Source organism: Marinobacter sp. THAF197a (genome assembly GCF_009363275.1).
GTDB lineage: Bacteria > Pseudomonadota > Gammaproteobacteria > Pseudomonadales > Oleiphilaceae > Marinobacter.
Map to the genome: position 1 here is coordinate 298,819 of NZ_CP045324.1, position 23,319 is coordinate 322,137.

Sequence of the window (23,319 nt, forward strand, 5' to 3'; positions counted from 1 at the left end):
GGATGCGTTCTCGCATCAGGAGACTGTGTGTTAATCAAAGTGACGATTGGTGGGGCGATGACAAGGTTCGTGGTTGCCTGCTTGATGATGGTGTCGGTAAGCCATCACGGGGTTGCGGCCGGAGAGTCTGAAAGGTTCGTATGCACCACACTCGTGGCCAGTGGTAATCCTCAGTACCCACCTCTGCTTTGGCGTTCAGACCGGTCGCCCGGGGAGCTGGTTGGCGCTATACCAGCATTTTTGCGGGAGCTGACAGAGCCGCTCGGAGTTAAAGTTGAGGTTCGGGACAAGGGTTCCTGGGCCAGGGTGCAGCATCTTGCAAAGCTGGGTGATCTTGATCTCGTGGCCGGCGCCTTTATGACATCGGAGCGCATTGGTTATATGGATTATGTGTTGCCGCCGATGACTCACTTACCCACCAGCGTCTGGGTGCCAAAAGACCGGCCTTTTGAGTATCGCCATTGGCCGGACTTGTTGATGAAGCGGGGCAGCACCCTGATCAACAACAGTTTTGGTCAGCGTTTCGATCAATACGCAAAAGCAAACCTGATGATCGAGGGGGTGCGCACGATAGAGCAGTCATTCCTCATGGCGAGGGCGGGCCGAGTTGACTATGTGTTGTACGAGCAACTTCAGGGGCAGGTGAAACTCCAGAAGCTCGGGCTTGCCGGCGATTTTATTGCACTGGACCCACCGATTTCGAGGGAGGGGCTGTTCTTTGCGTTTCCGAAAGGCTCACCGTGCAATTCAGAATCCTTCAGGGAAGCTTTTATGGAACGGCTCTCGCACCTGACGGTGAACAGAAGATTGCCAGCGCTTATCGAGGAATATACGGCGCGGTACGTTGGCAATCAGGGCTTATAGCGGTGCATCGAGGTTGACCTGACAACGTCCAAGCTCTTTCGAGCGATAGAGTGCCCGGTCTGCTCTGTGTAGCAGGTCTTCCAGGCGCTGGTCTTGCCGCCCCAGACTGGTGATCCCGAAACTGGCGCTGATCTGGATTGCGCAGCCCCGATAATCTACTGTGAGGCTGGTCAGCGCACTCAGAAGTCGGTGAGCGGTATCCAGAGCTTCCTGCTCCGTGGTTTCCGGGAGCAGGAGTGCGAATTCTTCGCCGCCCATCCTGGCAAGGATGTCATAGTCGCGGATGTTCTCCCCAAGCGTTGAAGATACCTTGCGAAGCACCTCATCGCCCGCCTCGTGACCATGGGTGTCGTTGACTTGTTTGAAATGGTCGAGGTCCATCATGATCAGTGCCGTCGGGGACTGTTGTCGCAGGGCGCGGCTGAGTAGCTGATTGCCGAACTCAAAGAACGCCCGGCGATTCCTGAGCCTGGTCAGTTCATCCTCGAACGCGGCGGCCCGAGCCCGCTCGTGGGCTTCGTGTAACGCCAGCTCCATGTTCTTTCGTTCAGTTATGTCAGTTGCAATCTCCAGCCTCGCCAGCCGACCATCGGTCCACTGAATAGCCTGGTCCCGGCACTGGTACCAGCGTTGGTCGAGCTGGTTCTGGAACTCCCAGACATGAGGTGCGTTGGCGGTGCCGTCATCGGCGACAAGCAGGTCATTCGTGCAGAAAGAGCAAGGGCCGTCGCTGTCTTGCAGCACCTGCCAGCATTTGCGGCCGTCGATGCTGCCCCAGATGCGGCGGCCGTAGGCATTCATGTAAAGTAATTCGTGGGTCTCGAAGTCAGATACATAAACCAGGGCATCGAGATTGTCGAGCACGGCCTGCAGGCCCTCGGCGGAGGTACTGGTGTCCGGAACCGGTTTTTCCGGTTGGGCGGGTAGGTTGATGGATGGTATCCCGGATCTCATTGGTACTTTTGTCTTCGTTTGATTTTTCGCCAATGTGTTGCCGAGTATGGCGTCTTTGGCCGTCGCCTGCACCCGGAATCTGTCCTATTCTTCGGCTTGTACCTACGATTACCTGATGACTTCGGATGGTGTAAGTCAGAGATAAAATGTTTCAGGAGCAACGGTATGGGGCATCGATCTTTGCCACTTTGGTGGTTGGCGTTTGCAGCGGCACTGATTCCCTTGCTGACAATTCACCTCACCTTTGCCGTATCGGTAATGGAGGGACATGTTTCCTGGTGCGTGCCGTACTGGGACAGCTGCACCAGTATCAGCCGAACCGGTCGCCACGGTACCGCCTATTTCATTTTTAAGGGGACCATGTTGCCGGCAGCACTGCTGGGGATTCTGTTCTGGTGGCTGAATGGTCTCTGGTTGCGCCAGCTTGGTGTTCAGGCTCGGCGCGTTGCCTGGATTCCGTGGCTCGGGTTGATTGCCTGTGCTGCCCTCGCCTTTTATACCCTGGCGCTGGGTCATGCCGGGGACGGTTTTAACCTGACTCGCCGTATTGGCGTTGTTCTGTATTTTTCATTCACCTATCTGTGCCAGTTGCTGGTCAGCGCCTGCCTGATGAATCATCCGAGGTGGTACACCTCCGGCCTGCGCTTGTTGCGCCTTTGCCAACTGACGCTGGCAGTGGGTATTCTTTCGGTGATTCTGACCGCGGTGGTGCCGGACTGGTATAGCCAGAAAGACGATGCCTTTGAATGGGTGCTGGCGCTGCTGATCAACCTGCACGCGCTCTGGCTGGCATTGCTGTGGCGGCGCAGCGGGTTCCGGGCGCGCCTGTGGGCAGATTGACAGCCGCGGGGACAGCCCGGGCTTGTCTTGATAGACTGCTGCCCAAACGAACTTTTCAGAGCCTTCCTTCATGACTGTCACTGCATCATCAGACCCTTGTCCCTGCTGCAGCGGCAAGGCCTACCTTGAATGCTGCCAACCCTGGCATTCCGGGCAGCCGGCGCCCACCCCGGAGGCGCTGATGCGCTCACGCTATGCTGCGTTCGTGCTGCGCAATCCGGACTACCTGCTGGCCACCTGGCATCCGGATACCCGGCCCGGGGAGCTGGAGCTGGAACACTCTCCGGACTGGGCATCGTTACAGATTCTGGGTGCCAGTGAGCAGGACTCCCGTGGGCGCGTTCATTTCCGTGCGGTCTACCGGGCTGGAACCGGTTGGGGCTATCTGGAGGAGGTTTCAGACTTTGCACGGGTAGACGGTTGCTGGTACTACGTGGCCGGAGAAACGAGCGAGGGTAGCCTCAAGCCCGGCCGCAACGAGCCTTGCCCGTGTGGCAGCGGGAGAAAGTACAAAGCCTGTTGCCTTAAAGGCGGATAACAGGAAATCCTGCAACATTGAGGAGGTCAGTCGTTGGTGCCGGGGTGGGATAATTCATTGGGTTCCCGTCGCCCTTGGTGTGCTAGATTATCTCGTCCAGTGATGAGGAACCTATGCACTCAAAGACCCCGGTCAACCCGGAAACCACCAAAGGCGTTCTCTATGGGCTGGCTGCCTACACCCTGTGGGGCAGTTTTCCCCTGTACTTCGCGTTGTTTGAGGGAATTCCCGCCTGGGAAGTTCTGATTCACAGGGTAATCTGGTCCTGCCTGTTTCTCGCCATCGTGATTTCCCTTCTCACACGCTGGCCGGCGGTAATCGCAGCGTTGAAGCAGCCAAAGAGGCTGGGTTTCGTACTCGGTTGCGCGGTGTTTATTGCCCTGAACTGGGGTGTTTACATTTATGCGGTGGAAACCCGGCACGTGCTGCAGGCCAGCCTGGGCTATTTCCTTACCCCACTGGTGAACGTGGCGATGGGGCTGCTGATCCTGGGGGAGCGAATTTCACGCCTGCAAGTGGTTGCGGTGGCCCTTGCGGCGGTGGCGATTCTGTACCAGTTTGTCCTGCTGGGTGAGCTGCCCTGGATTACTCTGGTGCTGGCGTTCAGCTTTGGCACCTATGGGCTGCTTCGAAAGAAAGTCGAGCTGGATGGACTGTCGGGCCTGTTTGTGGAAACTCTGCTGTTGCTTCCGCTGGGGCTGTTGACGCTGGCCTGGCTGTCCTCGGAGGGTTTGTCTCACTTTGGCGGCACCAGTTACAGTACCTTGCTGCTGCTTTCCAGCGGTGCGGTTACCGCCATTCCCCTGCTGGCCTTCGCCGGTGCCGCCCGGCGGCTGAAGCTCTCGACGGTGGGATTCCTGATGTACATCAACCCCACCATCCAGTTCCTGATTGCGCTTTTTGTGTTCCACGAGCCCTTGAGCACCGCAAAACTGGTGAGCTTTGGCATGATCTGGATGGCGCTGGGGATCTATTCCTGGTCGGCTTGGGGGCAAAGGGGGAGATCGTGAAACAGCGCATCACCGGCTATCACCAAGACGATGAAAATCATTGGGTGGCGCAACTGGCCTGCGGGCATAACCAGCATGTGCGTCATGATCCGCCCTGGGTGAACCGGCCATGGGTTGTTACCCCGGAAGGGCGGCAGTCCATGCTGGGGTTTGAGCTGGACTGCAAGAAGTGTGATGAGGGGGCGCCGGCAGACGAGCAGCCAGGCCCTCAGGCCATCGTCTCCAGATAGGCTTCCAGTTCGTTGGCCAGCCAGCCTACCACGGCGCCGCCCTGGGCTTGTTCTGACTCCAGGGCGCTGAACACCTTCCACCAACGCGCGCTGCGGTGATGGATGGTTTTCAGCTGTTCTTTCCGCAGTGCCTCAGCAATCAATGGTAACGGCAGGTCCGCCCAGCCGGCGCCGTCCATCACCGCATCGCGGATCAACTCGTACTGGGTAAATGCCAGGTAGTTGGCGGTTTCCGGTGAGTCTGCCACCAGCACGGAATCCTGCATGTAGGCAATGGTGATTTCGGTATGGCTGATCAGATCATCCTGGGTTACCCGTTTCAGTTGGCTAAGCGGATGCTCGGGCGCAGCGACGGTCAGCATGCGCACGTCAGCCAGCTCGCGGAACCATTGGTAGCCTTCATTCATCAGTTCCGGCATCAGCCCGTAGGCGACATCCACCGACTGGTTTCGGACCAGCGAGGGCAGTTCTCGTGGGGGCGCCAGGTAGATCGACAGGCTGGTTTGCGGAAATCGCTGTTTCAGGCGGCGCAGAATGTCCCGCCAAATGTCCTCGGGAATGGCATCGTCCCGGGCGATGCGCAACACCGATTCGGCCCCGCTCAGGTGGTGCTGGCAGCGGGCCTGTATCTGGCCGGCTACCTGATCGAAGCGCCGGCAATCGGTGAGAATGGACTGGCCGATGGAGGTCAGATGCAGCTGGTTACCGCTGCGTTCAAACAACTCAACTCCCAGTTCATCCTCCAGCGAGGCCAGCACGGTGCTCACTGTGGTTCGGCTGCGGTTCAGCTCCCTGGCGGCTGCGGCAACGCTGCCGTTCCGGACCACGGACAGAAAGATTTTTATCTGGGAAGTCTTCATGGTTATCTCGTTGCGCCGGATTTTCCGTCGCTCAGCGACTCACGCCTTCGTGGTGATGCCGATAATATGGCCGGCAATTCTCAGGAGGTCAAAATGTTTACTTCTCTGGCGCGGGAAAATATGGCGCTGACATTATCTGCGGCCGGTGCGGGCTTGTTTGCTGTCGTCGGTATCGGCTGGGGGCTTTGGGTTGATTCCCTGGTCATTCTTTTCGATGGCGCCTACTCACTGATCAGCCTGGCGCTGTCCCTGCTTTCACTCTATGCCGCTCGCCTGGTGCGTCGGCCAGCAACAGAAGACTATCCGTTTGGTTTGGGTGCGGTGGAGCCGCTGGTGATTGCGGTGAAAGGCCTGGTTATTGCCCTGGTGTGTGTGCTTTCGCTGGCCTCGGCGGTGGTTTCGTTGCTGCAGGGTGGCCGTGCGGTGGCCGCCGATATGGCCATGGTGTTTGGTGCGGTGAACGTGGTGGGTTGCCTGGCCGTGTGGGTGTATCTACGCTGGTCCAGCTTTCAGAACGACTCCGGCCTGGTCAGGGCCGAGCAGAGGCAGTGGCTGATGGACAGCGCCCTGAGTGCTGCCGTGATGATCGGTTTTGCCGCCGCCTGGATGCTGGAGAAAAGCCAATGGTCTGCACTGGCAGTCTATGCAGACCCGGTGATGATGCTGGTGATCTCGGTGTATTTCATGACCGTGCCGGTGAGGATGATTCTGGAGTCAGTGCGGGAGTTGCTGCTGGCGGCACCCTCGGAAGAGGCCATGGACGATATCCAGGAAACCCTGGAAGACCTTGGCTTGAATCCGGGCCAGGTGAGAGTGGCGAAGTTGGGCCCTAACCTGCTCCTGGAAGCTCGTATGGTCAGAATCTGAACCTGGTGTTCTGGCATCAGCCAGCCTTCAGCCCGCCGATGGACAGAATCAGTCTGCGGGTGTCGTCCTTTTCGACGGCCAGGTAGTCCAGCAGGGCCTGAAGCGCGCCGTTTGGATCCTCCGGGTGGTTTGAAGCAAACCGTTTGACCAGCTCAATCTGGACATGCAGATCCTGGAAACGGCCATAGAGATCCTGGCGCTGTCGTAGGGTCTTAAGGGCGGATTTCCAGCTGTCGATGTCCAGTTCCATGAGGTAGCGGATGCGCTTCAGGAGTTTGCGGAGATTGTGGATGTCCTCATCTGGCGCGTCGTGCAGCAGTTCGGCGGTTTTCCGGTTGAACATGCGCAGCCGGTGTTCAACGCTTTTTTGAACGTCCCTGGTACTGAGTTTGTCGATCAGTTTGCGGAACTCCCTTGACTGCAGCTCGTCCTCCCAACTGTGCAGGCTCTGCCGGTAACGTTTGCTTCCAAGCCGTTTCGCCAGTTTTTTCTGTTCCTTGCCCACCCGCGCGCAGACCCATTGCTCCAGTGCCCGCAGGAGCTCTGGCTGGTCACTGCATAGCTGCGGCAGATCCTGGCGGAAGACGTGCAGATCCCGCAGGTTACTCGTGGCCTGGGCGTGTCGTTTCAGGTGGGAAATGTGGCTCTTCAGTGATTTGTTTCCGGTTACCTCGGCCAGGGATTCGGCCACGGCGCGGCTGCGACGAAGGGCAATGCGATACTGGTGGAGAAACTCATCGTCCAGGCCGAGCATCACCCCCCGATGTAACTGGTTAAGACTCTCGGCCTGCCCCAAAAGCACTGACGGAGTGTCTTTGACCGTCGCTTTGCCGGCGTTCTTGTGCCGTTTCTGGTTCTTGCGTTTGAACGCCTCATAACTGAAGTCCACCGGGGTTAGAAAGGTTTCAAGCCGACCTTCCCGTTTGCCGAGTTTGCGCCAGTGTTTGATTGGTAAACGTATGTGAATAAAACTGGCGGTGGGGAGTTCAAAGGGAGCGTGCGGCACCAGGGTGGCTGCCAGTTCCAAAAGCGCCGGGTTGTGCCCGACAATGGCCAGGGTTTGCGCCTGATTGTCACAGTTCTGCAGCCACTGTAATAGACGCCGGTAATCAAAGGTATAGAGTTCCGGGTTAGTGTAAATCTGCGCTTCACCCATCGAGGGATGCAAAATGCCTTTAAGCGTTTGTTGGGCGCGCAGGGCAGGGCTTACGTGAATCTCTCCTGCCATGGCCCCGTAACGCAGCAGCGCCTTCCCGAGCGGTGCCAGCTGTTGCTCGCCTCGTGGGTTTAGCGGGCGGTCCTTGTCGCTGAGGTTGTCGTTATCCCAGCTGGACTTGGCATGGCGGATGAGAAAAAGGTGTTTCACGGTGAGCTCTCCCCGGCACGACTGACATGAAACTTTAGTCTGACACAAGCTCAAGTCGTTTACATGACGGCCGATACCCGAACTACCTGAAAGGCTTGATACAAATGGCCTGGCTACCAAGTCGACATGTTTGTACTTGAGTATTGGTATACAGGCGTTAACAAACTGGAACAGCCTTGTACGTGGCACTGTGGATAATCCCGAGGCCAGAGCAGACAATCCGGAGCAGAACCATGACATTGTTGAGCAACCTGACCATCCGAGCCCGCCTGTTGATTGGTGTACTGGTGCCGGTACTGATTACGGCGGGTACCATTGCCTGGATCACCGCCAGCCAGATTCAGGCAAACGGAGAAGCCGAGTTGGAACGCCTGGAGGAAGAGCTTCTGGATGCCCGTAAGGAAGGCCTGAAGAATCTCGTGGAAACGGCCCGGGCAGTGGTCATGGATGCCAAGAACAACTCTGGGTTGTCTGATAGAGACGCCCGCGAGGAGGCTCGCAAACGGCTACGCTCCATCACATTCGGGCAGGATAACTACGTTTTTGCCTACGCCCGTAATCTGGATAATCTCGCCTACGCTCCGGACCCTTCCCGCGAGGGGCCGACGACCAACCCCAATACACAGAAACTGGTTCGGGACCTGTTCTCAGCGGCGGGAACCGACGGCTTTTATGAGTACGACTGGACAAACCCCGCCTCGGGCGAGGTAGAGCCGAAAGTGTCTTATTCAAGCATCATCCCGGGCTGGGACTGGATGATGGGTGCCGGTATCTACGTCACCGATATCGAGCGGGTAGTGGTTGAGGCACGAAAGGAAATCGATTCGGCTATGGCGGCCGCCATGGGCTTTATCCTGTTGGTGACCTTCATTGTGGTTGCTGTGTCCTTGATCATCGGCCTGGTGATCGGCCGCACCGTGACAGCGCCCCTGAATAAAGTCAGCGATATGATGCAGGAAATCGCCGACGGTGATGGCGACCTACGCCAGCGTCTGCCGGAAGACGGCAAGGATGAGTTGGCTGAGCTAGGCCGCCGGTTCAATCATTTCGTGATCAAGATTCAGGATACTATTCGTGAAGTGGGCTCAACCACCGATCAGGTCGCCTCGGCCGCCGAAGAGCTGAGCCGTGTGGCCAACGAAACCCGCCAGTCGGTTCAGGAACAGGGCTCGGAAACAGACCAGATTGCGTCGGCGATCAATGAAATGGCAGCCACCATCCAGCAGATTTCCGGCAATGCCAACGAAGTGGAAAGCGCCGCTTCAGACGCCGACCGCATGGCCCGTGAGGGTGGTGAAACGATCACCAGCGCGCAAGGTGCCGTCAACCAGTTGTCCGAAGAAATGGAGAGCACGGCGGCCAGCATTAACGCCCTGGCGGAGAAGTCCAATGATATCCAGCAGGTTCTGGATGTGATCCATGCCGTCACCGAGCAGACCAACCTGCTGGCGCTTAACGCGGCCATCGAGGCTGCACGGGCGGGTGAGCACGGTCGTGGCTTCTCGGTGGTGGCGGACGAGGTTCGGCAGTTGGCCAAACGCTCTGCGGAATCCGCCGATCAGATTCGGGAAATGATTGACGGCTTTGTGGCCGAATCCAAGGCTTCTGTTGAACGGATGAACCATTCCCGCAAGAGTTCCGAGGCTACCGTCGAACGCATCAATCACGCCACTGGTGCGCTGAACACCATTGTGACATCGGTGACCCAGATCCATGATCAGGTTACCCAGATTGCCACGGCGGCGGAGCAGCAGAGCCAGGTGGCCGAGGAAATTAACCAGAATGTGGTGCGTATTGTCGACGCTGCCCAGCGTAGCGACACCGGGGTTAACCAGACCAATGAAGCCAGTCACGAGCTGGCGCGGCTGGGTGAAAACCTGCGTGAGCTGGTGAGCCAGTTCAAGGTCTGATTCCGGCGAGGCCGGCCTGCCGCATTGGCGTGGCTGGCCTCCACGGTTATCATGGCTTTCCGTTATTTGTTCGTTTTACCCTCAAAGCAATAACAATGGAAGCCAACACCATGTCTATGCACAGAATCTTCGTGGCGGCCCTTACGTTGGTTGCCCTGCTGACCAGCCCGTTTGCGGCGGCCGAGAAAACCTACACCATCCGCCTGGCTGAAACCTGGGGCCCGAACTCCAAAATCCTGGGTGAGACTCCTCGCAATATGGCCGCGATGGCGGAGCGGATGTCCAGCGGCCGCCTGAAGTTCCGGATTGATTCTTCGAACAAGCACAAGGCGCCCTTCGGTATTTTTGACCTGGTGCGCAACGGCCAGTATGACATGGGCCACACCGCCTCGTACTACTACAAGGGCACCATCCCCAACGCCATGTACTTCACCACCATACCGTTTGGCATGATCACGCCGGAAATGTATGCCTGGTTCTACCACGATGATGGCATGGCGCTGATGCAGAAGGTCTACGAGCCCTATGGCCTGCTGTCGTTTCCGGGCGGTAATACCAGCAACCAGATGGGTGGTTGGTTTCGCAAGGAAATCAATTCCCTGGACGACCTCAAAGGCCTGAAAATGCGCACCCCAGGCTTTGCCGGAGAAGTGATGGCCGAGCTGGGTGTGGCGGTTACCAACCTGCCGCCAGGCGAGCTATACACCGCCCTGGAGCGGGGCACCATTGATGCCGTGGAATGGGTTGGACCAGCTCTGGATTTCCAGATGGGATTCCATCAAATCGCCAAATACTACTACTCTGGTTGGCAGGAGCCCAACGCTGAAGTTCAGTTCCTGATCAATAAGAAAACGTGGGATTCGCTGCCGGCTGACCTCCAGGAAATCCTGCGGGTGTCCATGCGCACGGCGGCCTACGACATGTACATCCAGAGCACCCACGAGAGTGGTGTCGCCTGGAGCCGCATGACTGAGGATTATCCGGAGGTGACCCACAAAGTGTTCCCGCCAGAGGTAATCAATGCCCTGCGTGACACCACCAATCGCCTGCTGGACGAGTTCGCAGAGAAGGATGAACTGGCCCGAGAGATCATTACGTCGCAACGCGACTATCTCAGCCAGGTACGGCCCTGGACCAATATTTCGGACAAGGCGTATCTGGATAGCGTTGCAGATCAGTGAGCCGCATTTCGGCAAGCGTGCCGAAGTGAGCTGAGATCAAGGGGCGTCGGGATTGCGGATTATCCCGACGCCCCTTTCTGTTTGCCCCTGTTTCTGGAAAAATAAGCCGCTCATTCTGTGGGCAGGGCCGATGAAACAGACACTGCTATCTCTGAGCAACCTCGCCAAGCAATTTGACGGCAAGACGGTACTGGATTCGCTGGACCTGGAGATCCTTGATGGCGAGTTCATTACCCTGTTGGGGCCGTCCGGTTGTGGCAAAACCACCCTGTTGCGGCTGATGGCCGGTTTCGAGCATCCGGATGACGGTACCATTCTGCTGGGTGGCCAGGACCTGACCCACACACCGCCGGAGAAACGCCCGCTCAACACCGTGTTCCAGAACTACGCGCTGTTTCCCCATATGTCGGTGTTCGACAACGTGGCCTATGGCCTGAAAATGGAAAAGCGCCCGAAGGAAGAAATCCGCCAGCGGGTCGACGAAGCCCTGGCCATGGTTCAGTTGGAGGAGTTTGCCAGGCGCAAGCCGCATCAACTCTCCGGTGGTCAGCAGCAGCGGGTAGCGATTGCCCGTGCGGTCGTCAAACGGCCGAAGATGCTGCTGCTGGACGAGCCCCTGTCAGCCCTGGACTACAAATTGCGGCGCACCATGCAGGTGGAGCTCAAGCGCCTGCAGCGGGAACTTGGGATTACCTTCGTGTTCGTGACCCACGACCAGGAAGAAGCCTTGTCCATGTCAGACCGGGTCGTGGTGCTCAAGGATGGCCTGATCCAGCAACTGGGCACTCCCAGGGAAGTCTATGAGCGACCAGCCAACCTGTTCACCGCCCGGTTCGTGGGCGAAACCAATTTCTTCCCCGGCCGCATCGATAAAGCCAACGGCGATGACACCATTACCGTGGATGTGTTTGGCCTGAAACGCACCTTTCGCAAACCCGACTTCCCGGTGGCCGCCGGCCAGCCCCTGCACGTTCTGTTGCGCCCGGAGGACATCCGGGTTCTGGCGCCGGATGACGATGACGGTGTGGCCGGCAAGGTGGTGGAGCGGAACTACAAGGGCAGCACCCTGGATTCGGTTATTCACCTTGAGGACGGCACCGAGGTACTGGCGTCGGAATTCTTCGACGAAGACGATCCCACCTTTGACTACCGATTGGGTGAGCCGGTGAAGGTGAGCTGGGTAGATGGCTGGGAATGGCTGCTTCCCATGGAGAGCCCGGAAGCTGAAGCGGAAGCCAACCTGGATGAGTAGCGTCACGCAGCAGCCGTTTCGCACGGCGGTACTGGTGCTGGTCTGGGGTTGGCTGCTGTTCCTGGTGCTGACCCCGAATCTGCTGGTGGTGGGCGCCAGTGTGATGACCCGGGACCCAGGCAGCTTTCTGTCCCTGCCTCTGAACCTGGACGCCTACCGGCAGTTGATGAATCCCCTGTATCTGGATGTGTTCCTGCACTCCCTGTACATGGCCGCCATGACTACCCTGATCTGCCTGCTGATTGGCTACCCGTTTGCCTGGGCGCTGACCAAGGTTGGCAAGCAACGGCAGATGCTGCTGATTTTCCTGCTGATCGTGCCCTTCTGGACCAACTCCCTGGTGCGCACCTATGCCCTGAAGCTGCTGCTGGCCACCAATGGCCTGCTGAATAACGCGCTGATGTCCCTGGGCATAATCGACGAGCCCCTGCGGATGCTTTACACCGAGGGAGCCGTGATTGTCGGCCTGGTGTATTTGCTGCTGCCGTTCATGATCCTGCCGCTGTACGCGGTCTTTGATGACCTGAGGGAAGATTTGCTTCGGGCGTCTCACGATCTTGGCGCCGGCCGCCTGGCGACGTTTGTCCACGTGATTGTGCCGCTTACCCTGCCCGGTGTGCTGGCGGGCGTTATGCTGGTGCTGTTGCCGGCCATGGGGCTGTTCTTTGTGCCGGATATTCTCGGCGGCTCCCGCAACCTGCTGGTGGGTAACGTCATCAAGAACCAGTTCCTGGATGCCCGTAACTGGCCCTTCGGCGCCGCTGCCAGCATCGTGTTGACCCTGGCTATGGCGTTTTTGATGTTTGCTCACCGCCTGAGTAAACGGCGCATCGGGGAGGACGGTGTATGAGCCGCTGGTTGCCCCGCACCTACCTGACTCTGGTGTATGTCCTGCTGTACGTACCCATCATCGTGTTGGTGGTGTTTTCCTTTAACGATTCCCGCAGCGGCTACGAATGGGGTGGTCTTAGCCTGCGTTGGTACGAGGCGCTGTTCAATAACCGGGCCATGGTGCAGGCCATGTGGAACTCCCTGTGGCTAGCCCTGTCTGCCGCGACCGTCTCAACCATGATTGGTGCCCTGACCGCCCTGGCCCTTCATCGGTACCGGTTCCGGGGCAAGAAACTGCTCAATGGTATGCTGTTTATCGTGATGATGTCGCCGGAGATCGTGCTGGCGATTTCGCTGTTGGCGCTGTTCCTGTTAGTGGGCCTGAAACTGGGCTATGTGTCGTTGCTGCTGGCCCATGTCACATTCTGTCTGCCGTTTGTGGTGATTACGGTCATGGCACGCCTGAGTGGTTTTGACGAACGCCTGCCGGAAGCGGCCAGGGATTTGGGCGCCAGCGATTTCACCATGACCCGCACGGTGCTGATCCCGGTGATCATGCCAGCTTTGGTGGCAGGCTGGCTGCTGGGGTTTACACTGTCACTGGATGATGTGGTCGTCAGTACCTTTGTTAGCGGCCCGAGTTACGAAATACTGCCCCTGCGTATCTACTCCATGGTGCGGGTGGGGTTGAAACCGGAAGTGAATGCATTGGGCACACTGTTGCTGGTGTTCTCACTGTTCATGCTGATCTTGTCTCAATGGATACTGTTAAGGAGTCGACGATGAAGAAACTGGCACTGGCCGGCCTGCTGGCCGTAGGCCTGACCGGGTGTAGCTCTGAAGACCCGCAGGTGCTGAACCTGTACAACTGGTCCGAGTACATGCCCCAGGAAGTCCTGGACAGGTTCACCGAGGAAACCGGTATTCAGGTGGTTTACACCACCTACGACAGCAACGAAGCCATGTATGCCCGTCTGAAGTTGCTGGATGAGAGTGCCGCCTATGACCTGGCCGTGCCTTCCACCTATTACGTCAGCAAGATGCGCCAGGAAGACCTGCTGATGCCCATTGATCGCAGCAAGATCGAAGGCTTTGGCAACCTCGACGATGATCTGATCAACCTGGACATTGACCCGGACAACCAGTACAGCATTCCTTACCTCTGGGGCACCACCGGCATTGCCGTCGACACGGATGACGTGGAAGGCGAGGTGACCGCCTGGGCAGATCTCTGGGACGAGCGTTTCCAGGGTCGTGTCATGCTGACCAACGACATGCGCGAGGTGTTCCACGTGGGCCTGCGGGTACTGGGTTACTCCGGGAACAGCACCGACCCGAAGGAAATCGAGGAAGCCTACGAAAAACTGGCGGAGCTGATGCCCTCGGTACGCACCTTCAACTCCGATGCGCCCCGCATGCCCTACCTGGAAGGCGAAGCCGACGTGGGCATGATCTGGAACGGCGAGGCGGTTATGGGTAAGGAGACCATGCCGAGCCTGGAGTATGTCTATCCACAAGAGGGCATTATCGCCTGGCTGGACAGCTTCGTGATTCCCAAAAATGCCCGTAATCCGGAAGCGGCCCACCAGTTCATCAGCTTTGTGTTACAGCCTGAAATCGCGGCGTTGATCAGCGAGGATATTGGTTATGCCACGCCCAACCAGGCGGCGCTTGAGTTGCTGGACGAGTCTGTTGCCAACGACCGCGCTAGCTACCCGACCGATGCGGATATGGAGAATGCTGAATTCCAGGCGGATATCGGTGATGATGCTTTGCAGATCTACGCAAAGTTCTGGGAAATGCTGAAATCCGGCCGTTGAGGCCTCCTGCCAGGGCGGCGTCAGTGCCGCCCTGAATTCTTCCCGTCAGAATAGTTCTGTAACTGCTGCCTACGGTTTATACTGAAAACATAGCGTCCAACAGCAGGTTTCGCTTTGCGCCCCTCTTCCTGTCGCACTTTATTCTGCCTTGCCTCACTCGTTTTGGCGCTCTGCCTGTCCCAACCGGCGTTGTCTGCCATGCAGCCAGTGGATGAAGGGTGGCAATATCGCTGGGGCGACTCCCCCTTCCTGGCTGACGGCACACCGCTTTGGCTGGACGAACCGGACAGTGCCGAACACTGGCATGACATTGCTTTCCCTTCCAACCCTCCCGGCCGAAAAGGGCAAGAACATGCCTGGTTCCGGGTGACATTACCGGATGGGGAGTGGTACGCGCCGGCACTATACATCTACAGCGTCGACATCATCCTGCAGGTCTGGTTTCGGGGCGAGTTGCTGTACCAGTACGGCACCTTCGACGAGCACGGCCGTGGCAAATTTGAAGGCTGGCCCTGGCACGAGATTCCGTTGCCTGATGGCTACGAAGGCGAAACCATGTACTTCCGTGTGTTCTCCAATTACACGGATATCGGATTATGGGGAGAGGTGGCCATTCTCGATCACCCTGACCTGGTGCTGCACATCGTTGGCAACTCGGCCGAGAGTCTGGTTATTGCGGCGTTATCCGGACTGATTGCACTCCTTGCCCTGGTATTTGCCCTGATCCAGCGAGGCCAGAGAAGTTTCGCCAGCATTGCCCTGTTTGCATTCCTGACCGGTGTAATGCTGCTGGCGGAAAGCCAGGCCAGCTTGCTGATCCTGTATCAGCCACTGCTGTGGGACTATCTGGCAGCGGGCTCTTATTATTTGATTCCGGTTGCACTGGCGCTCTTGCTTAGCCAGTGGCTCGACGCCCGGCGCCCCCGCCTGGTTCGCTGGCTGATGTGGCTGCATCTGGTATTTGCGGCCCTTGCCCTTATGTTGGCGCTACTCGGGTTAGTGAACCTGTCCTCCACATTCCCGGTGTTTGACGGTGTTTTGCTGATCTCCCTGGCATTAATGGTTGCAGTGGTTGTCAGGAATTTCAGTAGCCTGTATCGGGAGCAGCAGGTGTTTCTGTTTACCTGTGGCGTATTTATCGTTCTGCTGATTCTGGATATGGCGGTAGCTCATGGCTTTCTCCCCTGGGGGCGGGTGCCGGTCAGTTGGGGGGCGCTGGCGTTCTCGCTGGCGCTTATCAGTATTTCGGTGTGGCATTACGGTAAAACCCAACAGGCGTTGCATCAGTTGACCGTTCAACTGGAACAGAAGGTGGCTGAGCGCACTGCTAGAGCTGAAGCGCTTGCTGAGCGAGAGGTAGAGCGGTCAAGGCTGTTAGCGCTGGAGAGCAAGAAAAGTCAGAAATTGGCCGATACCATTGCTGCCCTGCAGGACTGTGCGGGTGTGGAAGAGGCTTTCCAGCCTTTGCTTCAGGCGCTGCCGCAACTGTACTTGCCGATTGCCGGCTGTTTCTACCGGCGCAACCCGGGTGGTGGCTATGATCGGGCCAGCCTCTGGGGTAGATCCGCTGCCAATATCTTTCCACCCAGCCTGACACAGGATCTTTCCGGCCTGACGGAGACCGTTTTGCCTGTGCGGAGCCAGGACGTACCTGCACAACTCTGTTTCCTGCTCCGGGTTGAACCAGCCCAGTTCGGGAATGTTCCTGAGGGCGTGTTGCTTTTGGAGCGCCCGAATCTGCCAGACGTCGTGAAGGATTATGGCACCGCCCGGGTGGTTGCCTGGGTGTATCAGTCTGTCGAGAAGATCGGGATTACCCTGTCCGGGTTGGCCCTGCGATCCGAATTGCAACGGTTTTCCTATGAGGACAGCCTGACGGGTCTTAAAAATCGGCGCTACTTTGATGAGTTATTCCGACATGAGCGGGAGGTCGCCATCCGCTCAGAGCGCCCACTGAGCCTTCTGATTTTCGATATCGACCACTTCAAGCGCTTCAACGACAGTCATGGCCATGATGCCGGAGATGAGGTTCTGCGAATGGTTGGGAGAGTCCTTGAGAACTGTTTTCGCGGGAGCGATACGGTATGCCGTTATGGGGGAGAGGAGTTTACGGTTCTGATGCCTGGGGCGTCACGGGAGGAAGCCCGCCAGCGGGCGGAAAATCTTCGGGTAACCATCGCCGAATCTCAGGTTGAATACCTTGGAAAGCAGTTGGGCAACCTGACGATATCGGCAGGTATTGCATGCTGGCCGGAAAGTAGCCCGGAGTTCGACGAGCTGTTCCGGGCAGCCGACCGGGCGCTTTATCAGGCCAAGGCCGCTGGCCGTAACCGTGTGGTTACGGCCAGCGTTTGAGCTTAATGCCAGATGTTGCTGTCGATTTTCTCGTGCAGCTCCGGGTAATCCTTTGACTTGAAGTGGGGTACCAGTCCCTCTTTCCGTTGGGCCAGGTAGTCCTTGGTCAACTTGGCTACCGTGCCGGACAACAGCACAATCGCCACCAGGTTGATGGCCGCCATTAGTCCCATCGAGGCATCCGCGGCGTTGAATACCGTAACCACGGCTTCATAGCCACCCCAGATCACCATGGCCAGGGCTGCCAGGCGAAGCAGGGTGAGCCCGAGGGTGCTGCCGCCCTTCAGGTAGATCAGGGCGTTCTCGGCATAGGTGTAGTTGGCCACGATGGACGTGAAGGCAAAAAACAGGATGGCGACGGCAATAAAGTAGCCACCGAATTCACCCAGGTGGACTTCCATGGCCTGCTGGGTCAGTTGCGTGCCGGTGATGCCAGAACCGGGCTCCAGCACGCCGGCCAGCAGAATCATCACGGCTGTGGCGGTACAGATAATGATAGTGTCGACAAACACACCAAACGCCTGAACAAGGCCCTGTGACGACGGGTGGTGCGGTGCCGGTGTTGCGGTGGCCGCGATATTGGGGGCAGAACCCATGCCGGCTTCGTTGGAGAACAGGCCCCGCTTGATGCCGTTGAGCATCGCGGCGGTCACCGAGCCGGCGGCGCCCCCGGCGGCTTCTTCCAGACCGAAGGCGCTTTTGACGATCATCGTCAGAATGCCCGGTACCTCGGTGATGTTCATGGCCATCACGCCAAGCGCCAGCAGCACATAGGCGCCCGCCATAAACGGCACGACGAACTCGGCAAAGCGAACGATCTTGCGCAGACCACCAAAAATCACGATGCCGGCGAGCGCCGCGATGACCACACCAACACCCAGTTTGGGCGCACCAAAGGCACCCTCCATGGCGTCGGCGATGGAGTTTGCCTGTACAGCATTGAACACCAGGCCAAACGAGATGATCAGGCAAACTGCGAAGATGGCCGCTGCCCAGGGGGCTTTCAGGCCCTTGGCAATGTAAACCGCCGGCCCGCCCCGATATTGGCCCTTGCCGTCACGCACCTTGTAGAGCTGCGCCAGGGTGCTTTCGGCATAGCCCGTGGCCATACCCACCAACGCCACCATCCACATCCAGAAAATGGCACCGGCACCGCCGAGGTACAGGGCCACGGCCACGCCGGCCAGGTTGCCGGTGCCGACCCGGGAGGCCAGGCTGGTACACAGCGCCTGGAAAGGTGAAATACCGTGAACGTCGCTTTCACGGGAGCCGCGAATGGCCCTGACCATTTCGCCGAAATTGACGAATTGCAGAAAACCCAGGCGGATGGTGAAGAAGACACCAACGGCCAGAAGGCCGTAGACGAGGACATAACCCCAGAGAATCGAGTTGAGAAAATCGACAATTGCAGTCATGGGTAGACGCCTTGTGATTTGAATGTTGTGAATTGAAAGTAATGCAAGGCGGGGGAGTCTAGCACGGTGAAAATCTGATCAGACTGCGGAAATCCGTGATTGTCAGGGGGCCGGTATTTTGCAACACCGGCCCGAGATTTCAGTATCAATGTCTGTTCAGACCACCAATACCGGGCATTTGGCATGGGATGCCACCCGGTGGGAAACACTGCCCAGGAACATGCCGTCTTTATCACTGTTGGTGCCTTTGGTACCAACGACGATCAGATCCGCCTCTTTGTCCTGAGCGAATTTGACGATCACCTTGGATGGCCGGCCTGCCTTCACAAAGCCGCGCACTTTGGTCGCACCGTGTTCCTTGGCCAGTTCCTTGGCATGGTTAACGACGCCCTTGGCGTAGTCCGACAGCACTTTGTCCGGAATGTCCATGTCGTCGGGGCGGCCGATCGACAATGACGCTTCAAACAGGCTGTGGTGCTTGTAGACACACAGGATGAAAATCTCGGCACCCGGAATCAGCTTCTGCAGGTCAATTGCCTTATCCAGCGCCTTCAGCGAGGTTTTGGAGCCGTCGACGGCTACCAGAATCCGTTTGAACATAGGTCTCTCCTGTTACTGGCCGGGGAACCCGGCTCAGTCTCGGTAAGCCAGGTCCCTCAGGAACAGGGCGATATCCGGGAAGGCAATGATCAGCCCGGCGGCCGCCACCAGCATGAAGATAAACGGTGGCGTCCCCCGGATCACTTCCATGTAGGGTCGTTTGAAGATGGCGATGGCGGTAAATATGTCACAGCCAAACGGTGGCGTGGCCGAGCCTATGGCCACCTGCAGGGTGATCAGCACCCCTACCAGAACCGGGTCCAGCCCGGTTGCCTGGATGGCTGGCGCAAAGATGGGTGTGAGCACCAGGATGACCACAATCGGGTCAACAAACATGCAGGCGATGAAGAAGGCAATACAGATGGCAATCAGCACACCCACCGGGCCGGCTTCGTTTACGCCGACGGTTTCCAGGATGGCCTGGGGAATCTGGGCGAAGGAGATAATCCAGGAGAAACCATTGCCAACGGCAACCAGAATAAACACCACGGCGGTGATCAGGCCGGTGGACTTGGCGATCTTGTAAACGTCCCTGAGCTTCAGGGAGCGGAAGATCACGAACTCCAGCAGGAAGGCGTAAAGCACGCACACGGCAGCAGCTTCGGTGGGGCTGAAAATGCCGCCGTAGATACCGCCAACAATGATCACCGGGAACATCAGCGGCCAGGAGGCATCCCGCACCGACAGCGCCCGTTGTTTCCAGGTGGCCTTTTCTTCGGTTGGTACATTGTGCTTGTACGCATAGAAAAGGCAGTACAACGAGAACATGAACAGAATCAGAACGCCCGGACCGATACCGGCAATGAACAGCTCGGCAATAGAGGTCTCGGAGATAACCCCGTAGATAATCATCCCGATACTCGGGGGAATCAGGAACGCGATATCACTGGCGTTGATGATTAGGGCGAGCGTGAACGGGTCAGAGTAGCCCGCTTTCAGCATCTTCGGGCGCAGAGGCGAGCCTACCGCCACCACCGTGGCCTGGGTGGACCCGGAAACCGCCCCAAACAGTGTGCAGGAGGTGGCGGTACTGATGGCCAGGCCACCCTTGATGTGGCCGATGAAGGACATCACCATGTTGATCAACCGGTCGGCCGACTGGCCCCGGGTCATGATGTCGGCGGCCAGAATAAACATGGGTACCGCAATCAACGACGCCGGCCGGATACCACCCATCATTTGCTGGATGAAGGTTTGCATCTGGCCGAAGCCGTCGAACATCATTACAAAACCAACCACCGCCGCGGTGGTCAGTGGGATCATCATCGGGAAGCCCAGCAGCAGTAGCCCGATCATGATCAACATCAGAATGGTTGCCATAAGTAATCTTCCTGTTCCTTATCGGGTTACGGCTGTCTCAGACCTCGGACTCGGTATCAGCGTAGCCATCCACCACGCCGGTCGAGAGGTAGACGTCCTTGCTGGTGAGGTTCTTGATGGCTGTCAGGAAATACTGGATGCCGGTAATGGCGAAACCGATGGGCGCCCATATATAGATGATCCAGATGGGTATGCCCAGGGCGGGCAAAATGCGGCCACGGCCGTACAGGGTTTCGATGTAGCCGTAGGCGTGGTAACACAGGAAAAACATAACCACCGAAGTGAACAGGGCGATGAAGATCATCAGTACCTTTCGGCCCTTGGCGGGCAGAGCGTCGTATACCGCGGACATCCGGATGTGACGGCCATGGCGGGCGGCGTAACCAATACCGGCGAAGGTGATCAGAATGATCAGGATGCGGTTGATCTCACCAGAGAAAAACAGGCCTTCTCCGAACACAAAACGCCCGATCACGTTGGCGCAGGTGTTGATAGCCATGAGGATAACGCCAGCGGCGAGCATGACGGCCTCGACCTTGGCGATCCATTCATCGATGGTGCCCAGAAAGCCCGGCAAACCGGACTCGTAGGTACCGGTATCGTCTTCAACAACCTCCTGGGGATGTTCAGACATGGATTCCACTCCAGAATCATTTGCTCCCGGCCGGTAAAGACCCCGGCGGGGCGGGGGTTAAACCAGGGCCGGACATCAAGGGGTGGCTAATTGCCACCCCTTGAATCCTGCCGTTTTACTGTCCCTGAACGGCTTCGAGATCGGCCTTGAACTGGTCAAGCAGCTGCTTGCCACGTTCGCCGGTCATGTTGATGAAGCGCTCTTCCACCTGCGGTGCGCGGGCGCGGAAGGCTTCAATCTGCTCGTCGTTCAGGCGGGTAACGGTAACCCGATCACTGGCTGCCTGGATTTTCTCCAGGGCTTCATCGGCCAGGCCATCGATGTGCACGATGATTTCCTCAAAGGCGTAGTCCGCAGCATCGCGAACCAGCTTTTTGTCTTCATCAGACAGGCCGTTGTAGAAATTCTGGTTCGCCATCATGGCGGTGGTAAACCAGCCGTGGCCGGTGAATACCAGGTTCGGGGATACCTCGTACAGGCCACCGGATTCAATCCAGAAAATCGGGTTTTCCTGACCCTGGATCATGTTGGTCTGCAGGGCACCGTACACTTCACCCCAGGGCAGCGGCGTGGGTGTGGCACCAAAGGCGGAATAGGTTTCAGACAACAGCGGGTTGGTCATTACCCGGATTTTCTTGTTGCGGAATTCTTCCGGTGAGGTGACTGGCTCATCGACCGTGACCACCATTTCACCCTCAGGGTACATCTTCAGCAGTTCCAGGCCCTGCTCGGAATAGAGCTCCGGGAAGTCTTCGTTGATGGCCTTGGATTCCCGGAAAAACGTGATGACCGTTTCCATGTCGGTCGGCATCAGGTAGGGAATGAAGAAGATTTGTGCTTCGGGAATCAGGGAGCCGGTGAAGCCTGGTGACTGGTTTACGAAGTTGAGAATGCCAGCCTGGGTTTGCTCCATGATGTCATCAGACTCGCCCAGTTCGCCGAAGCGGAACACCTGGACCGTGTGGTCGGAATTCTCCTCAACGTATTCCTTGAATTTGTAGGCGTAAACGTCCTGAACATCACCCTCGTATTCTTCATGGGCATAGCGCCAGTTGGCTGCGTTTACCGAGTTTGCCGCAGTGATCGCTGCAAAGGCGAACGCCGAAAAACCGGCCAGTTTCCTGAATTTACTTGTGTTGCTCATCGCGCTGTCTCCGTTTGTTTTTTTGCTGAAATCCTTTGTTACATTATTAAAGACTGGCAAAACATGAGGGTTTTCGCAAGGAAATGGCCAAAATCAGATAATTCAGGCGACAGGTTTTTCGGCATCGCAAGTTTATGAAATTTCGATTTATTCAGCCGGGAGGTGGCACGGCGGAGGGAATGCCGGATTATTTTCTGAGCAAAATATAACCAGAAGGCGGCCAGTTACGGCCGCCTGTGAAATGGCATCAGCCGCCGGGTACCCAGGTGTTACACCAGCCGTCGGCGTTGACCAGAACATCGCTGAACTGCGGGTGACGACAGCCGCCCCACCCCCCGGAAACTTCCCCGGCCCAAAACGCGCAGTTGGAGCACTTGTTTCCATCCTGATATTTCTCATGACCGCTGGTACTACCGTCGTTCACGTAGTCCAGGGCATGGCCGTCCTCCGCTCTCGGCTTCTCGGCTCGGGCTGCCGGAACGTGTGTGGCCACCCGTGCCAGTGGAACGGCAGCGACACCTAACGCGGCAGTGCGCAGGAATACCCGTCGACTTTTATTGAAATCGCTCATTGGTAACTCCTTTCTCTCTCATCATTTATGGATTGCCCTGCCGGAACCGAGGTTCAGGCAACGGCGAGGGCAGCAGAACCACCCTACCAAAATGATTCGGTCGTGCACCGCGATTGGATGACATCGGTCAATGATGACGCGGGTTTAATCCGGCGTTCATGAGAAAGGCACGGAACTCATCGGCAACCCGCGCAACGCTATGCTCCAGCCGGTGGTTATCGGGTAGCAGCAGGATTGGGAGTTTCTGGGCCTGGGCCAGTTCGACGACTGGCATGGGTGGTACCACGTCGTCCTGCCAACCGTGGATGATCTGGGTATACCGGGCCTGAATGCGTGGCCGGCTTTGGGGGTAATCGGGCAGGGCCAGGGCTGGCGCCAACAGGAAGCACCCCAGTACCGGTGTGTCTGCACTGGTCTGCGCGCACACCCAGCCGCCCATGCTCGAACCGGCAAGGATGGTCCGGGCCGGGTCGGCACCCGCTGCCGCCATGGCATCGCGCATTTGCCCAAAGCGCTGGGCCGGGTCTTTGGTGCTACGATGATCAACGGCTTCGGCGTGGACGCCGGCAAACGACTCCGCCACCGTTTTAAGGGCCTGGATTTTGGTACTCCCGGGGCCGCTTTCGAGCCCATGGGAAAGAAAAACGAAAGTTTCGGGTGCAGACACGGGAATCTCTCCGGTAGTTAATCGTGGGTTTTGCCGTGAAGCCAGGTTATGAGCGGATTGCCCATCTCTGTCGTATCTCTGTATTCAGCA

Annotated in this window: 23 protein-coding genes; 13 read left to right on the plus strand and 10 right to left on the minus strand. The window is 57.7% G+C overall.

Annotated features, from left to right (window positions below):
• Nucleotides 1-27 precede the first annotated feature (27 nt).
• The gene (locus FIV08_RS01315) at nt 28-864 is read left to right on the plus strand and encodes a substrate-binding periplasmic protein (protein WP_228715471.1); all 837 of its coding nucleotides are present in this window, start codon (nt 28-30) and stop codon (nt 862-864) included.
• On the opposite strand, the gene FIV08_RS01320 is transcribed toward FIV08_RS01315, so the two are convergent.
• Entirely contained in the window at nt 859-1,818 is a 960-nt protein-coding gene (locus FIV08_RS01320) for a sensor domain-containing diguanylate cyclase (protein WP_152437100.1), read from the minus strand. The genes FIV08_RS01315 and FIV08_RS01320 overlap by 6 nt on opposite strands.
• A gap of 165 nt (nt 1,819-1,983) precedes the next feature.
• Here FIV08_RS01320 and FIV08_RS01325 point away from each other — a divergent pair, with 165 nt between their 5' ends.
• The 4 genes from FIV08_RS01325 (at nt 1,984) to FIV08_RS01340 (ending at nt 4,436) form a co-directional block, all read left to right on the plus strand.
• Nucleotides 1,984-2,658, plus strand: a complete 675-nt coding sequence (locus tag FIV08_RS01325; protein WP_138436969.1) for a hypothetical protein — start codon at nt 1,984-1,986, stop codon at nt 2,656-2,658.
• Nucleotides 2,659-2,728: 70 nt separating this feature from the next.
• Complete coding sequence (locus FIV08_RS01330; protein ID WP_228715472.1) at nt 2,729-3,196, plus strand: YchJ family protein; 468 nt, start codon at nt 2,729-2,731, stop codon at nt 3,194-3,196.
• A gap of 113 nt (nt 3,197-3,309) precedes the next feature.
• Complete coding sequence (rarD, locus tag FIV08_RS01335) at nt 3,310-4,206, plus strand: EamA family transporter RarD (protein WP_152437101.1); 897 nt, start codon at nt 3,310-3,312, stop codon at nt 4,204-4,206.
• Nucleotides 4,203-4,436 (plus strand): DUF3565 domain-containing protein, encoded by a 234-nt coding sequence (locus FIV08_RS01340; protein WP_072678718.1) that lies wholly within the window; start codon nt 4,203-4,205, stop codon nt 4,434-4,436. Before rarD ends, FIV08_RS01340 begins: the two co-directional genes overlap by 4 nt.
• Here the strand turns inward: FIV08_RS01340 and FIV08_RS01345 are convergent.
• Nucleotides 4,415-5,296 carry a LysR family transcriptional regulator gene (locus FIV08_RS01345; protein ID WP_152437102.1) on the minus strand — a complete coding sequence of 294 codons (882 nt, stop codon included), beginning with the start codon at nt 5,294-5,296 and terminating at the stop codon, nt 4,415-4,417. The two genes, FIV08_RS01340 and FIV08_RS01345, sit on opposite strands and share 22 nt — an antisense overlap.
• Nucleotides 5,297-5,389: 93 nt before the next feature.
• On the opposite strand from FIV08_RS01345, the gene FIV08_RS01350 reads away from it, so the two are divergent.
• On the plus strand, nt 5,390-6,163 hold the full coding sequence (locus tag FIV08_RS01350; RefSeq protein ID WP_072678717.1) for a cation diffusion facilitator family transporter: 774 nt from the start codon (nt 5,390-5,392) through the stop codon (nt 6,161-6,163).
• 16 nt (nt 6,164-6,179) lie between these two features.
• On the opposite strand, the gene FIV08_RS01355 is transcribed toward FIV08_RS01350, so the two are convergent.
• Nucleotides 6,180-7,529, minus strand: coding sequence for a CHAD domain-containing protein (locus FIV08_RS01355; RefSeq protein ID WP_152437103.1), 1,350 nt, complete (start codon nt 7,527-7,529; stop codon nt 6,180-6,182).
• Nucleotides 7,530-7,762: 233 nt separating this feature from the next.
• On the opposite strand from FIV08_RS01355, the gene FIV08_RS01360 reads away from it, so the two are divergent.
• From FIV08_RS01360 to FIV08_RS01390, 7 genes are all read left to right on the plus strand, one after another.
• A complete protein-coding gene (locus tag FIV08_RS01360; protein WP_152437104.1) occupies nt 7,763-9,439 on the plus strand; it encodes a methyl-accepting chemotaxis protein in 1,677 nt (558 codons plus the stop codon).
• A 110-nt stretch (nt 9,440-9,549) separates the two neighbouring features.
• The gene (locus FIV08_RS01365; RefSeq protein WP_416376903.1) at nt 9,550-10,620 is read left to right on the plus strand and encodes a TRAP transporter substrate-binding protein; all 1,071 of its coding nucleotides are present in this window, start codon (nt 9,550-9,552) and stop codon (nt 10,618-10,620) included.
• 130 nt (nt 10,621-10,750) lie between these two features.
• Nucleotides 10,751-11,872: a spermidine/putrescine ABC transporter ATP-binding protein PotA gene (potA, locus tag FIV08_RS01370; protein ID WP_152437105.1), complete on the plus strand. Its 1,122-nt coding sequence runs from the start codon at nt 10,751-10,753 to the stop codon at nt 11,870-11,872.
• Nucleotides 11,865-12,722: a spermidine/putrescine ABC transporter permease PotB gene (potB, locus tag FIV08_RS01375; protein ID WP_072678713.1), complete on the plus strand. Its 858-nt coding sequence runs from the start codon at nt 11,865-11,867 to the stop codon at nt 12,720-12,722. The genes potA and potB overlap by 8 nt, the downstream gene beginning before the upstream one ends.
• Complete coding sequence (gene potC, locus FIV08_RS01380) at nt 12,719-13,489, plus strand: spermidine/putrescine ABC transporter permease PotC (protein WP_058093013.1); 771 nt, start codon at nt 12,719-12,721, stop codon at nt 13,487-13,489. Before potB ends, potC begins: the two co-directional genes overlap by 4 nt.
• Nucleotides 13,486-14,523 carry an extracellular solute-binding protein gene (locus FIV08_RS01385; RefSeq protein ID WP_152437106.1) on the plus strand — a complete coding sequence of 346 codons (1,038 nt, stop codon included), beginning with the start codon at nt 13,486-13,488 and terminating at the stop codon, nt 14,521-14,523. The genes potC and FIV08_RS01385 overlap by 4 nt, the downstream gene beginning before the upstream one ends.
• 198 nt (nt 14,524-14,721) lie before the next feature.
• Nucleotides 14,722-16,878, plus strand: a complete 2,157-nt coding sequence (locus FIV08_RS01390; protein WP_172972236.1) for a sensor domain-containing diguanylate cyclase — start codon at nt 14,722-14,724, stop codon at nt 16,876-16,878.
• Between the two features lie 2 nt (nt 16,879-16,880).
• Here the strand turns inward: FIV08_RS01390 and FIV08_RS01395 are convergent, their stop codons facing one another.
• From FIV08_RS01395 to FIV08_RS01425, 7 genes are all read right to left on the minus strand, one after another.
• Nucleotides 16,881-18,293, minus strand: coding sequence for an alanine/glycine:cation symporter family protein (locus FIV08_RS01395; protein ID WP_058093010.1), 1,413 nt, complete (start codon nt 18,291-18,293; stop codon nt 16,881-16,883).
• A 156-nt stretch (nt 18,294-18,449) separates the two neighbouring features.
• The gene (locus FIV08_RS01400; protein ID WP_152437107.1) at nt 18,450-18,893 is read right to left on the minus strand and encodes a universal stress protein; all 444 of its coding nucleotides are present in this window, start codon (nt 18,891-18,893) and stop codon (nt 18,450-18,452) included.
• Between the two features lie 33 nt (nt 18,894-18,926).
• Nucleotides 18,927-20,213 (minus strand): TRAP transporter large permease, encoded by a 1,287-nt coding sequence (locus FIV08_RS01405; RefSeq protein WP_072678711.1) that lies wholly within the window; start codon nt 20,211-20,213, stop codon nt 18,927-18,929.
• Between the two features lie 37 nt (nt 20,214-20,250).
• On the minus strand, nt 20,251-20,847 hold the full coding sequence (locus FIV08_RS01410) for a TRAP transporter small permease (RefSeq protein ID WP_152437108.1): 597 nt from the start codon (nt 20,845-20,847) through the stop codon (nt 20,251-20,253).
• A gap of 115 nt (nt 20,848-20,962) precedes the next feature.
• A complete protein-coding gene (gene dctP / locus FIV08_RS01415; RefSeq protein ID WP_152437109.1) occupies nt 20,963-21,991 on the minus strand; it encodes a TRAP transporter substrate-binding protein DctP in 1,029 nt (342 codons plus the stop codon).
• Nucleotides 21,992-22,238: 247 nt separating this feature from the next.
• The gene (locus FIV08_RS01420) at nt 22,239-22,562 is read right to left on the minus strand and encodes a high-potential iron-sulfur protein (protein ID WP_072678708.1); all 324 of its coding nucleotides are present in this window, start codon (nt 22,560-22,562) and stop codon (nt 22,239-22,241) included.
• 127 nt (nt 22,563-22,689) lie between these two features.
• Entirely contained in the window at nt 22,690-23,229 is a 540-nt protein-coding gene (locus FIV08_RS01425) for an alpha/beta fold hydrolase (protein WP_152437110.1), read from the minus strand.
• Between the last annotated feature and the right edge of the window lie 90 nt (nt 23,230-23,319).